The organism is Pantoea sp. NSTU24 (assembly GCF_050157905.1).
Classification (GTDB): domain Bacteria; phylum Pseudomonadota; class Gammaproteobacteria; order Enterobacterales; family Enterobacteriaceae; genus Pantoea.
Genome location: NZ_JBKIWZ010000001.1, coordinates 635,501 through 650,088, shown reverse-complemented (window position 1 = coordinate 650,088; position 14,588 = coordinate 635,501). Strand labels below are relative to the sequence as shown.

Sequence of the window (14,588 nt, the reverse complement as noted above, 5' to 3'; positions counted from 1 at the left end):
CTTAAACCCGCTTCTCTTCGGGTTCCCCATCTGGCTGCTGACGACGCTCGATAATCATGGTCTGCGGCGTCGAGAGCAGAATGCCCTCTTTACGCAACCGCGTCAGAATGTCGAACAGCAGGTCGCTTTTGGCACCTGAAATCTGCCGCTGTCCCGCTACGTTTCCGGTAACGCTCAGCACAATCCCCTGCTGCGTCAGATCCTTAAACGACACTGAGGGTTCTGGCGTATCCAGAATACGTTCGTTTTCGTTATAAACATCCAGCAGGATTTCGCGCACTTTCACCGGATCGATGTTAAGCGGGAAAGTTAAAGTGATCGTTACTACACCCTGCGCATTACCCATCGTCGCGTTACGCACGTTCTGCGAGATAAACTGCGAGTTTGGTACGATGACCGTGGATTTATCGCCCAGCTGGATTTCCGTGGCGCGCACGTTAATCCGCCGGATATCGCCTTCAATGCCGCTGATACTGACCAGATCACCCACTTTTACCGGCCGCTCGGTGAGCAGGATCAGACCCGAGATAAAGTTCTTCACGATTTCCTGCAAGCCGAAACCGATACCGACGGATAACGCACTGACGATCCAGGCCAGCTTATTCCACTGCAGTCCCATAATCGACAGGGTCAGCAGGATAATCAGCACATAGCCGATGTTGCTGAACAGCGTCACCAGCGACACCCGCATCCCCACATCCATCGTGGTTTTCGGCAGGAAATCGGTATCGAGCCAGCGGCGCACCGAACGCAGCACATAGATGCCGACGATCAGGCAGATCAGCGCATTAACCATGTGTGCCGGGACAATATTCATTGACTCCAGGCCTTTACCGCCCCAGAACTCAATTACCTTCTGCAGCAGTTCAATCGGCGTGGAAGAGGCAAAGGTGCCGTTGACCAGCGCCAGCGCCACCACCAGCACCAGAAACGTTTTCCCGATGGCTGTCAGCAGCGTGGCCGCCTGCTGCAGGTGACGTTCATTGATGTTCAGCGAGTTCTGGATGCGACGACCGGTCGCATTGCTGGTCGAGAAAAAGCTCTCACAGCCATCATTCAGCAGGTGGCTGAGGAAGTAGAACGAGCCAAACAGCAGGCCGCACCAGATCACCTCGTAACTCAGGAAGCGCGCCAGCGTCACGTAACCAATCAGCAGCGACACCAGGATGGCCACGGCGGTCAGCGTCAGCCCCATCTGAATCAGTCCGACCAGCGTGGAGCGCGCCTCTGGCGGGGTGCCAGCCAGCGTCATACGACGACGAACACGATTAATCCGCACGCTGATCGCCAGCGCGGTGGTGCCGATCAGCAGTGCAGTCAGACCGTTGGCAAAAATCGTCGTATTAAGACTGGTGCCAACACTGTAGTTAAAGGCTTCCACCGTCTGAAAAATAAAAACCAGCACAGCGGTAATGGGAGGGAAAGGCTTTAATGCCGTCGCCACCTCATTGGAGATGGTCGGCAATCGCCAGCTGGGGCGACGGGTCGAGAGAAAAGCGCGCCCCAGTCCGGCTATCAGGCCACAGAAGACGCTGAGCTGCACCAGCCGATCAACAAAGTCCTGCACGTTTTCAGAAACCTCATCGCGACGCGTAAAGGCCAGCGCGATAAAGTTGAAGGTCAGCACCACCGCCACCAGCGTGGTCAGGGCTATCGCCGCCGCCAGGAAGCTGCGGCGCAGTTTCCCCTCCGGCAGTTTGTGAATGCTGACCCAGGCGAGAAACTCCTCGCCGTAACGGCGACCCGCCGTCATCACCAGCACCGCTGCCAGCAGCCACATTATGCTGCCCGCGCGCCAGCCCGGCTCCCAGGAGAGCGCGGCGGTGTCCTGCAGCTCCTGCAGGAATTCACCGATTTTTTCGCCGTCGAGATCCTGACTGTTGAGCAGCGGCGACCAGAAGCGCGCGCCCAGAATGGTGCCGGAGTTAAGCGCCAGCTGGCTTTTCAGCTGATCACGACGCAGGTTAACGATCTGCGAAGAGAGCGTCAGCGCGCCATTTTTGATGCCTTCAGCCTGCTTAATCTGGTCGTCAAGCTTGCTTTTCTGACTTTCCAGCGCATTACGCTTACGCGTCACTTCCGGCGTCTCTTTGACGCCGCTGTCGGCTTTCGGCGCGGGGCCCAGCACCTGCAACTGTGCATCCACCTGTTGGCGGTCCGGCACCAGCGCCTGACCCAGCGTATCGGCATTACCCGACAGCTCCAGTGCCATTTCATTGAGCTGAGTCAGTTTGTTCTCACCGGCATCGCCCGACACCTGGCTTTTGATTTTATCCAGGATTTTCTGCATTTTCGGCAGTTCAACGGCGGCATTCAGCTTTGGCGCCGCATCCTGTTCCTGAGCAGCAGTGGCCGTATCATCCGCGGCCAGCGTCAGCGCCGGGGTGAACGCCACCAGCGCCAGCATTAACAATGCAAAAAAGGATCGTATAGACATGAGTAAGATTCCGGCAGCTTAATTCAGGCGATCGTCCCTCGCCATTCGCGCGTAGTGTAGGGCGTTACAAGGGATGGCAAAATAGGAATAACGGGTATTTTTCAGGCCAATTCCGGCCAGGGAGCGGTCTTAAACGGATGACTGACCCCTGCCCGTCCGGCTCCATAGTCTGATCTGTTCAACCAGCCACAGCGGCGCGCGTGGCGCCGCTGTCCGGCGATTATTCAACGTCGGGCGTGCCGCCACCGTTGCTGGCCACCTGGCCAGACTTCTGTTTTTTATACGCCAGCGCAGCGGCGGGCACCGGTGCCGCTTTGCCGGTTTCCAGCCAGCTGCGCAGACGGCTGGCGTCGGCAAAGTGGGTATACTTACCAAACGCATCCAGCACCACCAGCGCCACCGGACGATTGTTGATCATTGTGCGCATGACAAGGCAGTGGCCCGCCTGATCGGTGTAGCCGGTTTTGGTCAGCTGAATATGCCAGTCATTTTTATAGACCAGATGGTTGGTGTTGCGGAACGGCAGCGCATAGTTCGGATGGGCAAAGACCGCCGTCTCTTCTTTAGTGGTGCTGAGCGCGCCGAGCAGCGGATACTCCCGCGTCGCCTTAAGCAGTTTAACCAGATCCTGTGCGCTGGAGACGTTCTGCGTCGACAGACCGGTCGGCTCGACATAACGGGTCTGCTTCATGCCCAGCGCGCGCGCCTTGGCGTTCATCGCCCGGATAAAGGCGTTGTAGCCCCCCGGATAGGCATGCGCCAGACTGGCGGCGGCGCGGTTTTCGGAGGACATCAGTGCCAGCAGCAGCATGTTGCGGCGGCTGATCTGGCTGTTGAGCTTCACGCGCGAAAAGATGCCCCGCATTTCCGGCGTCTGGCTGATATCGACGGTTAACATCTCATTCATTGGCAAATGCGCATCCAGCACCACCATCGCCGTCATCAGTTTGGTGATCGACGCAATGGGCCTGACCCGGTCCGGGTGGCTGGAAAAGAGCACTTTATTGGTGGTGAGGTCGACAATCATCGCACTGCCAGAAGCAATCTGCGGCTGAGCAACAGGCGCAAGTTGCGACAGCGACGTGGTCGCCTGCGCCGGAAGTGACACAATCTGCCCGGAAGCGAGCAGCGCCAGCGAAAGCAGGGTGGAACGAATTTTTGCAGGCATCGTAGAAAAAAACCCGGTTATGATTATGTACTGTGTCAGGCCGACACAGGCCGCCCGCTCCCGTCACGTCAGTGCGCGGGCTGGCTGCGGTATCATACGCTTAAGGTTAAGAAATTTCCTGGCGAGATTGTTTCCGGGCGTAAAAAGCGCGCTGCCGCCGGAAGGCGGCAGCAGCTGGTCAGAAAAGATGCGGTCCATATCCCCACAGCACCACGGTCAGCGCCAGCAGAACCTCAAACACCAGCACACCAATCGCCAGCGTGGATCCGGAAAAACGCAGGCTCTCTTCGCGGTCGATATTCAGGAACAGTGGGATACCCACATAGAGCAGATAGCCGGTATAGAGCAGCGCCAGCGCACCGGCAAGCACACAGAGCCACACCAGCGGGTAAAGTGCCACCAGCCCGCTGAGAAACAGGGGCGTCGCCACATAGCCTGCAAACACCGTACAGCGTGGAATACCTGGCCGCTGCGGGAAGTCACGCGCCATCCAGTGGATTACGCGCCCCATTACAGCAACGCCACCCAGTATAAGAAGATAGAACAGGATGCCCAGCCCAATCCCGGTGGCCAGATTCAGTTGCACATACTGGCCATCACCCAGATTCCAGCCCAGCTGCGTGGTTCCGATAAAGGCGCAGATCACCGGGATCGCCGCCATCAGCAGGACATGGTGAGTGTAATGGTGCGAAACGCTCTCGTTCTCTTGCTTGATTTGACGCATTTCCAGATTCGGATGCGCCAGAAGTCCCCAGACATGATTCATACAGTCACTCCTCTGATGCAGTGGGCCGCCCGATGAAGCATGCGTCTTAGGGGCAGCGTCTTCTCAAGTATAATCGGCAGTAAAATTTTCGTGGTGAACGGACAAAAAATCAGCATAAATAAACGCAGCCGCAGGTGCGGGCGGAAGCGAAACAAAATCGCGTATAGACTTGAACAAACAGTCACTGAACAGGGAGTGTCATTTTGCATCTGGACATCAACGCATTAATTACGCAGTACGGTTATCTGGCACTTTTGATTGGCTGTATCGCCGAGGGGGAGACATTTACGTTGCTGGGCGGCGTTGCCGCCCATGAGGGACTGCTGCACTACACGGGCGTTGTGCTGGCGGCAATGGGCGGTGGGATTATCGGCGATCAGCTGCTCTACTGGGTCGGCCGTCGCTGGGGCACCCGGATCCTGCGCCGGTTTAAAAAGCATCAGGATAAAGTGGTAAAGGCTAACCGCCTGATAAAACGCCGCCCGAGCCTGTTTGTGATTGGCGTGCGCTTTATGTATGGCTTCCGGCTGATCGGGCCGATCATCATCGGTGCCAGCCGACTCAAACCGATGAAATTTTTTATTCTTAACGTCATCGGCGCGGCGATCTGGGCGCTGATTTTTGTGACGCTGGGCTATTTCGCGGGCGGCATTATCGCGCCGTGGTTGCACAAGCTCGACCAACACTTCAAGCATCTGCTCTGGCTGGTTGCAGCAGTGGTGTTTGCCTTTGTGCTGCGCTGGGTGATCCGCCGCTGGCATACCCGTCGCGCCGACCAGTAAAGCGACTGCGGCTTACCCGCCGCATCTCACCGTATCTGGTGCGGGGCCGGACGCATCAGGCGTCCGCCCTGCCCTCTCCCCTCACGTTTTGCCGCCTGTGCCGTTAACCATCTGTGCCCGGACGAAGCCGCATCAGCCGTCTCGGCTATAGTTAAAGGAACACTGACAGGGAGATAAGGATGAGTAAGGTAAAACGTAAGATTGAAGAGCACGGCGTGATCGGCGATTTGCGCACCTGTGCGCTGGTCGCCAGTGACGGCACCATTGACTATCTCTGCTGGCCGGAACTGGACAGCCCCTCAGTCTTCGCTGCGCTGCTTGACGGCGATGATGCCGGACTTTTCTCCCTGGCGCCCGACTGGCCCGATGCGCGACGTCAGCAGCTCTACCTGCCCGATACCAATATTCTGCAGACCCGCTGGCTTGATGAGAAAGGCGTGGCTGAGATCACCGACTACATGCCGATTTGCGACGATAAAAGCAAGCTGCCGCGCCTGATCCGCCGGGTGAAGATGGTTCGCGGCAGTGCGACCTTTAGCCTGCGCTGTTCACCCCGCCACGATTACGCCCGTGCAGAGACGCATGCGGAAGCGCACAACGGCTGTATCGATTTTCATGCCGAAGGCCAGCCGTCGCTGCGGCTGGCGGCCAGCGTGGTGATGACGCTGGAGGATGACGGCGCGTCAGCCCTGTTCACGCTGCAGGCGGGCGAGCATGCGCAGTTTGAGTTTGGCAGTGTAGACGATGCGCATATTGAAGCGCTGGCCACCGAACACTGTTTTGAAGAGACCCTCAGCTACTGGCGACGCTGGAGTGGACAGAGTACTTATCAGGGCCGCTGGCGCGAGATGGTACAGCGTTCGGCGCTGGTGCTGAAACTTCTGACCTCACATCAGCATGGTTCTATTGCGGCGGCCGCGACTTTTGGTCTGCCGGAAGAGCTGGGCGGTGAGCGTAACTGGGATTATCGTGCCTCCTGGATCCGTGACGCCTCCTTCAGCATGTATGCCCTGATGCGTCTGGGCTACGTCGATGAAGCCAAACATTTTACCGAATGGGTGGGCCGCTGCGTCGCTAACAGCCATCATGATGAGATGCGTCTGCAGGTGATGTACCGGCTGGACAGCGGCACGGAGCTGCATGAGATGGAGCTGCTCAATCTCTCTGGCTATGCCGACTCACGGCCGGTGCGCATCGGCAATGACGCCTGGCAGCAGACCCAGCTGGATATCTATGGCGAGCTGATGGATGCGGTCTATCTGGCGAACAAATATGGCGAGGCGATCTCCCAGCGCGGCTGGGAGTATGTCGTCAGCATGATCGACTGGCTGAGCGAAAACTGGGATCAGCCCGATGCCGGGATCTGGGAGATGCGCGGCGAGCCGCAGCATTTCCTTCATTCACGCCTGATGTGCTGGGTGGCGATGGACCGCGCGCTGCGCCTGGGCATGAAGCGATCGCTGCCGATGCCTTATGAGCGCTGGGATCGGGCCCGCCGGGCGATCCGGGAAGATATCTGGGCGAACTTCTGGAACGCCGAACGCGGCCACTTCGTTTCGACCCGGCACGGGGACTACCTCGACGCCTCGATGCTGCTGATGCCGCTGGTGCGCTTCGTCGGCGCCACCGATCCGGACTGGATTGCTACCCTGGATGCGATCAAAACCCAGCTGGTCAGCGACGGCATGGTGCGACGCTACAATATCCATGAGACGCCCGCCGATGGCCTGAATGGCACCGAAGGCTCTTTTGGTGCCTGCTCCTTCTGGTATGTCGAGTGCCTGGCACGTGCAGGCCGGGTGCAGGAAGCGCATTTTGAATTTGAGAAGCTGCTGAGCTACGCCAATCCGCTGGGCCTCTACGCGGAGGAGTTCGACAGTCACGGTCATGCACTGGGTAATACGCCGCAGGCGCTGACCCATCTGGCGTTAATCAGTGCCGCCTTTTTCCTTAATCGTAAACTCAGCGGTGAACAGACACAGTGGCAACCTTAGCCGTCAGTCACGCCGGAAAGCCCCATTTTATGCATGCTGTTTTCCGGAAATGGGCTAACATCCGCGGTGAATTTACGTAAAGTATTACAGGCAGGTTAAAATCCTGATTCACAACGTCAGATTAATGAACATATAATGCGCAGCAGGTCACATTGGCCGGCATAGAGTCGATACACTGAACAGCCTGAAATATGGCGATAAAGAATTGTAAAATATGAAAATCATTCGCGCTTTCGCTTCAATCGCACTGGCTCTGGCGGCGTTCAGCCAGTCCGCCTTTGCTGTGGTTTACCCGTTACCGCCGGCTAACAGCCGTCTGATCGGGGAAAATATTGAAATCACTGTCCCTGAAGACAGCAAACTGCCGCTGGAAGCTTTTGCGGCGCAATACCAGATGGGCCTCAGCAACATGCTGGAAGCCAATCCGGGCGTTGACGTTTATCTGCCTAAGGCTGGCAGCAAAATGATCATTCCACAGCAGCTGATCCTGCCTGACGCGCCGCGTGAAGGTATCGTGATTAACAGCGCGGAGATGCGTCTCTATTACTATCCGAAAGGCAGCAAAACCGTTGTGGTTCTGCCGATTGGTATCGGTGAGCTGGGTAAAGATACCCCAATCAACTGGACCACGACCGTAGAACGCAAGAAAGATGGCCCGACCTGGACGCCAACCAAAGGCATGCATGCGGACTACGCGGCACGCGGTGAAACGCTGCCAGCGGTCTTCCCGGCTGGCCCGGATAACCCGATGGGCCTTTACGCGCTCTACATCGGCCGCCTCTATGCGATTCACGGCACCAACGCTAACTTCGGTATCGGCCTGCGCGTCAGCCACGGCTGTGTGCGTCTGCGCGCCGACGACATCAAGTGGCTGTTCCAGAACGTACCGGTCGGGACGCGCGTTCAGTTCGTCGACCAGCCGGTGAAAGCGACGGTAGAGCCAGACGGTTCACGTTATCTTGAAGTGCATAACCCGCTCTCGACCACCGAAGAGCAGTTTAACTCCCGTGAGCTGGTGCCGATTACGCTGACCCAGGCCGTGAGCAAAGTGCTGGTTGATACCAGCGTCAATCAGGATCAGGTCAACGGCGCGATCCAGAGCCGTACCGGTATGCCTGTGAAAGTGAACGGTGTGGAAAACAACATCCAGACCGCGCCTGTTCAGGTACCGGAAAACTCACAGGCCCAGCCACAGGAAGAGCCGATGACCCCGGTAATGCCGCAGGGTGCGAACAGCGATGCGGCGCAGCCGCAGCAGCCAGCCGACACCGCGGCACCGGCTGCCCCGGTCACGCAGGCCGCGCCTGCCACACCGGCGAACAGCAGCTCGTAATCACCTCTTTGTTCCCGGAAGCCAGCGCCCGTCGCTGGCTTTTTTTTGCCTGAGTTAAGGCAATTTCTGCGCATTTTCTCCGCCCGCCCATCATTTTTCTGTCATATAAAGCGCGTATCACACTGCTTTGACCTGATGCAATCGGCATCCGGCATCAGTGACCTGAGGTACACCATGAGCGAAAACAGTCTCTCCTCCTCATCTGCCCGGGGCCGACCCGACTTCAGCGGCAAAAACAGCCGCTTCAGCAAACCGCTGTTTTTTCTTCTGCTGATCGCTGGCCTCGCCTTTGCCGGACTGAACCTGGTGAATGACGTGGAAGAAACCAATATGCCGGTGACCAGCTACCTGCCCTTTTTTCTGCTGGGGCTGGCGCTGCTGATTGCGCTCGGTTTTGAGTTCGTCAACGGTTTTCACGACACCGCTAACGCGGTCGCCACGGTGATTTATACCCATTCGCTGACGCCGGGCGCGGCGGTGGTCTGGTCCGGTTTCTGCAACTTTATGGGGGTGCTGCTCTCCAGCGGCGTGGTGGCGTTCGGCATTATCTCGCTGCTGCCGGTTGAGCTGATCCTGCAGGCCAGCAGCGGCAACGGCTTCGCGATGGTTTATGCGTTGCTCTTTTCCGCCATTATCTGGAATCTCGGCACCTGGTATTTCGGCCTGCCCTCGTCCTCTTCCCATACGCTGATTGGCTCGATTATCGGCGTCGGGGTTGCCAACGCGATGCTGCACGGGCGCAGCGGACTGAGCGGCGTGGACTGGGATCAGGCGCTCAAGGTCGGCTATGCCCTGCTGCTGTCGCCGGTGGTCGGTTTTGTCTGCGCCGGGCTGCTGCTCTGGGTCATGAAGCTCTTTATCCGCAATCGCCAGCTCTATCAGGCACCGCAAAGCGATCAGCCACCGCCGGTCTGGATCCGCGGGCTGCTGATCCTGACCTGTACCGGAGTATCATTCGCGCACGGCTCCAACGACGGGCAGAAAGGGATGGGGCTGATCATGCTGATCCTGGTGGGTACCATGCCGATCGCCTACGCCCTGAACCGATCGCTGCCCGCCGATCAGATCCCGCGCGTGGCCGCGCTGACGGAGGTCACTGCCCATCAGCTACTGCAGCTGCAACCGGCTGCCACGCCGTCGCCAGTGGCCCGCGACGTGCTGACCGGTTTTGTCGGCAGTAACCGGATGAATGCCAGCGTGCTACCGGCGCTGGCGGAGACGCTCAGCGAAGTGGGCGATCAGATCCGTCGCTACGGCTCCATGGATAACATTCCGGCGCAGGCGGTGACCAACACCCGCAACCAGATGTATCTCGCCTCGGAGTCGATCAAACATCTGCAGACGGCGAAGGTGGCCTTGCCGCCGGAGACGGCGCGGAACCTCAACGCGGTAAAAACGGAACTCGACAGTGCCACCCGCTTTATCCCGATGTGGGTAAAAGTGGTGGTGGCGATTGCGCTGGGACTGGGTACGATGGTGGGCTGGCGCCGGATTGTCGTAACGGTGGGCGAACGGATCGGGAAAACCCATCTGAGCTATGCCCAGGGCGCCAGCGCCGAGCTGGTGGCGATGGCCACCATCGGGGCAGCCGATGGCTTTGGCCTGCCGGTCTCCACCACCCATGTGCTGTCGTCCGGCGTGGCGGGAACGATGGCGGCGAACCGCTCCGGCCTGCAGTTCTCAACGCTGCGCAATCTGGCCGTCGCCTGGATCTTAACGCTGCCGGTCTCTGTGCTGCTCTCCGCCCTGCTCTACTGGCTCTTTACCCATTTCTGACCGGCCACAGGCTCGCCGCTTAGCTGGTGGCGAGCCGCTGCTGCTGCCAGAGCCGCAGCGTGATCAGCAGCGCGCCCAGCACCATTATGGCGGCGGCCAGATAAACCGACTGCATTCCCCAGTGCCCGATCAGCAGGCCCGCCACGGGGCCGGTTAATCCCAGCCCCAGATCGAGAAAGGCGGAATAGGTGCCCAGCGCCGAGCCCTGATCCTGCTGTTCGACCCGCTTAACCGCCTCCACGCCCAGCGCAGGAAAGACCAGCGAAAACCCGCTGCCGGTGAGAAACGCGCCTGCGCCCACCAGCCAGGCGCTGTCCGCCTGCCAGATCATCATCAGCCCCAGCGCCTCCAGCAGGAAAGAGCAGAGCGAGACGCGCAGGCCGCCAAAGCGGGTAATAAAGCGACCAAACCCCAGCCGCACCAGCACAAACCCCAGACTGAAGAGCGTCAGCGCATAGGCAGCCCCCTGCCAGCCCCGACTGGCGAAATAGAGCGTGATAAAAGTCGCGATCACACCAAAACCAATGGTGCCAAACCCCAGCGCCAGGCCGTAAAGCCAGACACGGGAAAAGACGCGATGAAACGGGATGCGCTCACCGACGCTGACCGTGACCGCCGGTTTGCGGCTGGCCATCAGATAGCCACCTATGCCCATCAGCGTAATCAGTCCGGCGAAGCCACTCATGCCTGCCACACTGTTCAGCAGCACGCCCAGCGGCGCGCCAACGGCCATCGCCAGATAGGTTGCGACGCCATTCCAGGAGATAACACGCGCCGTCTGCAGCGGCCCGACAATATTCATGCCCCACAGCGTGGAGCCGGTGCTGCTGAAGCTTTCCCCACGCCGAGAAACAGCCGGCCAGTGGCCAGCAGCGCCAGACTCAGCCACGGCCAGCTGCTCATCAGCGCGGCCAGAATCGTCAGAACCCCACTCATGCCACAGCAGAGCAATCCCAGCATCACCACCCGCTTTGGGCCCAGACGGTCGGCCAGGCGGCCCGACTGCGGGCGGCTGAGCAGCGTGGCAAAATACTGAATGCTGATAATCAGTCCGGCGGTAAAGGAGCTGAAACCCAGGTGATTTTTGACGAAGCCTGGCAGCACCGCCAGCGGCAGTCCGACAGAGAGATAGCAGAAAAAGGTGAAAATGACGACAGAAAGGATACGTTTGTTGAGCTGGCTGTTGCTCAGCCCGGCGGTGTCAGACATAGCAGGTTTGGCGGGTCAGGAAGTTTGGCTCACTATACCGTCAGCCCATCGGCAGGTCGCCTGATTTTTATCACAAACCGTGAACGCTCGCGTGACGATCGATTGCCTGCGCGATGTCGCCTGAGTTTTTTAACGCCCGGATTTCACTGAACAAGCCGTCGGCATCACCATAGGCTTTGCGCAGATAGCCGAGCCATTGCTTGATGCGTGCTACATGATAGAGGCCGGTGTCGCCCTGCTTCTCCAGGCGGCTGTATTTCTGCAATAGACGCACCACGTCAGGCCAGGCCATCGGCGGCTCGTTATATTTCACCACCCGGCTCAGGTTCGGGATGTTCAGTGCGCCACGGCCAATCATCACCGCATCGCAGCCGGTCACCGCCATACAGTTTTGCGCGCTTTGCCAGTCCCCTATCTCGCCGTTGGCAATCACCGGAATACGCAGCCGCTGACGAATCTCGCCAATCGCCTGCCAGTTGATCGCCTCTGCGCGATAGCCCTCTTCTTTGGTTCGCCCGTGCACCGTCAGTTCGCTGGCACCCGCCTGCTGAACCGCATCGGCAATCTCCAGGCTGCGCGCGCTGGAGTCCCAGCCGAGCCGCACTTTCACCGTCACCGGTAAATCCGCAGGCACCGCTTCACGCATCGCTTTCGCACCGCGATAAATCAGATCGGGATCTTTCAGCAGCGTTGCGCCGCCTCCGCTGCCGTTGACCAGCTTAGAGGGACAGCCGCAGTTGAGATCGACACCCCAGGAGCCCAGCGCCACCGCACGTGCGGCGTTCTCGGCCAGCCATTCGGGATGCTGCCCCAGCAGCTGCATACGCACCCGCGTGCCGGAGGGCGTGCGGCTGGCGTGATGCAGTTCGGGGCAGAGGCGATAAAAGGATTTTACCGGCAGCAGCTGGTCGACCACGCGCAGAAACTCTGTGATACAGAGGTCGTAGTCGTTTACTTCCGACAACAGCTGGCGCACCAGTGAATCCAGTACGCCCTCCATCGGTGCCAGTAAAACCCGCATTATCAGACGTTCCCGGTGCGCTTCGGAGCAGGACGACGCGGACGGGACGCGGGCTTATCGCCCTGCGGCGCAGGCTGCCCCTGACGACGCGCCTGAGGACGGCGTTCGCCGGATGAGCGTGGTGCGCCTGCACCCTGCCCGCCCTGACCGCGACCACGGCCGCCACCTGCACCACCGCGAGACTGCTGCTGACGACCGTTGATAATCGGTTCCGCTTTGATACTCGGATCCGGCTCATAACCGGCAATCGCCAGGCGCGGGATCTCGCGCTTCAGCAGACGCTCAATATCACGCAGCAGTTTGTGCTCATCCACACAGACCAGCGACAGTGCTGAACCCGTGGCCGCTGCACGGCCAGTACGGCCAATACGGTGAACGTAATCTTCGGCGACGTTCGGCAGCTCGTAGTTCACAACGTGCGGCAGCTCTTCGATATCCAGGCCGCGCGCGGCGATATCGGTCGCGACCAGGACGCGGATCGCGCCTGACTTAAAGTCGGCCAGCGCACGGGTACGGGCACCCTGACTCTTGTTGCCGTGGATGGCGGCGGCGGTAATACCATCTTTGCCCAGCTGCTCGGCAAGATGGTTAGCACCATGTTTGGTACGGGTAAAGACCAGCACCTGTTGCCAGTTGCCTTCGCCGATGAGTTGCGACAGCAGTTCCCGCTTACGCTTCTTATCCACGAAATGCACCTGCTGGGCCACCTGCTCAGAAGCGGTGTTACGGCGGGCGACTTCCACCATCTCCGGGTTGGTCAGCAGTTTTTCCGCCAGGCCTTTGATCTCGTCAGAGAAGGTAGCAGAGAACAGCAGATTCTGACGTTTGGCCGGCAGGCGCGCCAGCACGCGACGGATATCGTGGATGAAGCCCATATCGAGCATCCGGTCCGCTTCATCCAGCACCAGTACTTCGACCTGCGACAGGTCAACCGCATTCTGATGCGCCAGATCCAGCAGACGGCCAGGGGTCGCCACCAGCACATCAACGCCACCGCGCAGTTTTACCATCTGCGGGTTGATGCTGACGCCACCAAACACCACCATCGAGCGCAGGCTCAGGTATTTGCTGTAGTCGCTAACGTTTTCGCCGACCTGCGCCGCCAGCTCACGGGTCGGGGTCAGAATCAGGGCGCGCACCGGGCGACGGCCACGCACGGGTTTCGTGCTGGCAGAGAGTTTCTGTAGTAACGGTAAGGTAAAACCGGCTGTTTTACCGGTGCCGGTCTGGGCACTCGCCAGCAGATCGCGGCCAGCCAGCACCACAGGAATCGCCTGGCGCTGGATAGGTGTCGGTTCGCTGTAGCCTTGTTCGGCAACCGCGCGCAAAATATCGGCACTCAGGCCGAGAGAGTCAAAAGACATTACGTGGTTTACTCCGGTCCGCTCTGACCGTGATTCACGGTGTAGTTTTCAGAGGGATAATGACGACAGCTGGGGCTGACGCGTGAAAAGGGCACAAACTACGATGCGTAAGCGGGCGAGTGTAGCAGCTTTATATGAAGTGTGCGAGATAGCTCACATTTACTGACAACTTAACGCGCTGAAAACAGGAAGGCCACCTCGCGGTGGCCTTCAGCTTAGCTACGTTTGTTTTCGATTCGCCGCGCGGGTTCTTTCGCCAGCAGCGAAACCAGCGCCGGCCCCAGCAACATCACTACGCCGAGAGACGCCAGCAGCAGGTTGTTGTGGTAGATCCGTGACACCAGAAACAGTGTCATCATAGCGGCGCCAAAGTAGTAAGTGGTGGTCGCTTCTTCAAGATAATCACCCAGCGTCCGTAAACGTGCGATGCGCTGTGTTACCAGCATGGCAACAAACACCAGCGCATACATCGCCACCAGCACGCTACAGACATCCACCAGTGCCTTATGCTTCCAGCCCCAGATGAGTGCAGCAATGACCAGCAGATGCATCACACTATGCATCAACGTCTGACCCGTCATGATTTGAATACGATTAGACCATTTCATTCATTTCTCCTGGCAGACCCAACAGGTCGCCCAAGTGCTACCGGCACAAGCCGGAAACGGTTTCCTCAATGTAAAACAATTTTCGGATAACGCCCTAATTATCGCGCGCCTTCACCATCCGTTTGTGACA

The 14,588-nt window shown here is 58.9% G+C and carries 10 protein-coding genes and 1 pseudogene; 4 read left to right on the top strand and 7 right to left on the bottom strand.

Annotated elements, in window-relative coordinates; translation table 11 throughout:
• Position 1: 1 nt before the first annotated feature.
• The 3 genes from ACLHDD_RS03265 to ACLHDD_RS03255 form a co-directional block, all read right to left on the bottom strand.
• On the bottom strand, positions 2-2,437 hold the full coding sequence (locus ACLHDD_RS03265; protein ID WP_427102918.1) for a DUF3772 domain-containing protein: 2,436 nt from the start codon (positions 2,435-2,437) through the stop codon (positions 2-4).
• A 220-nt stretch (positions 2,438-2,657) separates the two neighbouring features.
• Complete coding sequence (pbpG, locus tag ACLHDD_RS03260) at positions 2,658-3,605, bottom strand: D-alanyl-D-alanine endopeptidase (protein WP_427102917.1); 948 nt, start codon at positions 3,603-3,605, stop codon at positions 2,658-2,660.
• A 178-nt stretch (positions 3,606-3,783) separates the two neighbouring features.
• A complete protein-coding gene (locus ACLHDD_RS03255) occupies positions 3,784-4,371 on the bottom strand; it encodes a Yip1 family protein (protein ID WP_427102916.1) in 588 nt (195 codons plus the stop codon).
• 203 nt (positions 4,372-4,574) lie between these two features.
• Here ACLHDD_RS03255 and ACLHDD_RS03250 point away from each other — a divergent pair, with 203 nt between their 5' ends.
• The 4 genes from ACLHDD_RS03250 (at position 4,575) to ACLHDD_RS03235 (ending at position 10,256) form a co-directional block, all read left to right on the top strand.
• Positions 4,575-5,153 (top strand): DedA family protein, encoded by a 579-nt coding sequence (locus ACLHDD_RS03250; protein WP_427102915.1) that lies wholly within the window; start codon positions 4,575-4,577, stop codon positions 5,151-5,153.
• Positions 5,154-5,332: 179 nt separating this feature from the next.
• Positions 5,333-7,147 carry a glycoside hydrolase family 15 protein gene (locus ACLHDD_RS03245; protein WP_427102914.1) on the top strand — a complete coding sequence of 605 codons (1,815 nt, stop codon included), beginning with the start codon at positions 5,333-5,335 and terminating at the stop codon, positions 7,145-7,147.
• 214 nt (positions 7,148-7,361) lie between these two features.
• Positions 7,362-8,480, top strand: coding sequence for a L,D-transpeptidase family protein (locus ACLHDD_RS03240; RefSeq protein WP_427102913.1), 1,119 nt, complete (start codon positions 7,362-7,364; stop codon positions 8,478-8,480).
• A 174-nt stretch (positions 8,481-8,654) separates the two neighbouring features.
• The gene (locus tag ACLHDD_RS03235) at positions 8,655-10,256 is read left to right on the top strand and encodes an inorganic phosphate transporter (RefSeq protein WP_427102912.1); all 1,602 of its coding nucleotides are present in this window, start codon (positions 8,655-8,657) and stop codon (positions 10,254-10,256) included.
• A gap of 19 nt (positions 10,257-10,275) precedes the next feature.
• Here the strand turns inward: ACLHDD_RS03235 and ACLHDD_RS03230 are convergent.
• From ACLHDD_RS03230 to ACLHDD_RS03215, 4 genes and pseudogenes are all read right to left on the bottom strand, one after another.
• Positions 10,276-11,465 (bottom strand): annotated as a pseudogene (locus tag ACLHDD_RS03230) (MFS transporter).
• Between the two features lie 70 nt (positions 11,466-11,535).
• A complete protein-coding gene (gene dusC / locus ACLHDD_RS03225; protein ID WP_427102911.1) occupies positions 11,536-12,486 on the bottom strand; it encodes a tRNA dihydrouridine(16) synthase DusC in 951 nt (316 codons plus the stop codon).
• Between the two features lie 2 nt (positions 12,487-12,488).
• Positions 12,489-13,850 (bottom strand): ATP-dependent RNA helicase RhlE, encoded by a 1,362-nt coding sequence (gene rhlE / locus ACLHDD_RS03220; RefSeq protein ID WP_427102910.1) that lies wholly within the window; start codon positions 13,848-13,850, stop codon positions 12,489-12,491.
• A gap of 215 nt (positions 13,851-14,065) precedes the next feature.
• Complete coding sequence (locus tag ACLHDD_RS03215) at positions 14,066-14,458, bottom strand: YbhQ family protein (protein WP_427102909.1); 393 nt, start codon at positions 14,456-14,458, stop codon at positions 14,066-14,068.
• Positions 14,459-14,588 lie beyond the last annotated feature (130 nt).

Bases quoted from the DNA above. Each gene is read 5' to 3' on its own strand.
- ACLHDD_RS03265 (WP_427102918.1), bottom strand. From the start codon at position 2,437: ATGTCTATACGATCCTTTTTTGCATTGTTAATGCTGGCGCTGGTGGCG.
- pbpG (WP_427102917.1), bottom strand. From the start codon at position 3,605: ATGCCTGCAAAAATTCGTTCCACCCTGCTTTCGCTGGCGCTGCTCGCT.
- ACLHDD_RS03255 (WP_427102916.1), bottom strand. From the start codon at position 4,371: ATGAATCATGTCTGGGGACTTCTGGCGCATCCGAATCTGGAAATGCGT.
- ACLHDD_RS03245 (WP_427102914.1), top strand. From the start codon at position 5,333: ATGAGTAAGGTAAAACGTAAGATTGAAGAGCACGGCGTGATCGGCGAT.
- ACLHDD_RS03240 (WP_427102913.1), top strand. From the start codon at position 7,362: ATGAAAATCATTCGCGCTTTCGCTTCAATCGCACTGGCTCTGGCGGCG.
- ACLHDD_RS03235 (WP_427102912.1), top strand. From the start codon at position 8,655: ATGAGCGAAAACAGTCTCTCCTCCTCATCTGCCCGGGGCCGACCCGAC.
- dusC (WP_427102911.1), bottom strand. From the start codon at position 12,486: ATGCGGGTTTTACTGGCACCGATGGAGGGCGTACTGGATTCACTGGTG.
- rhlE (WP_427102910.1), bottom strand. From the start codon at position 13,850: ATGTCTTTTGACTCTCTCGGCCTGAGTGCCGATATTTTGCGCGCGGTT.
- ACLHDD_RS03215 (WP_427102909.1), bottom strand. From the start codon at position 14,458: ATGAAATGGTCTAATCGTATTCAAATCATGACGGGTCAGACGTTGATG.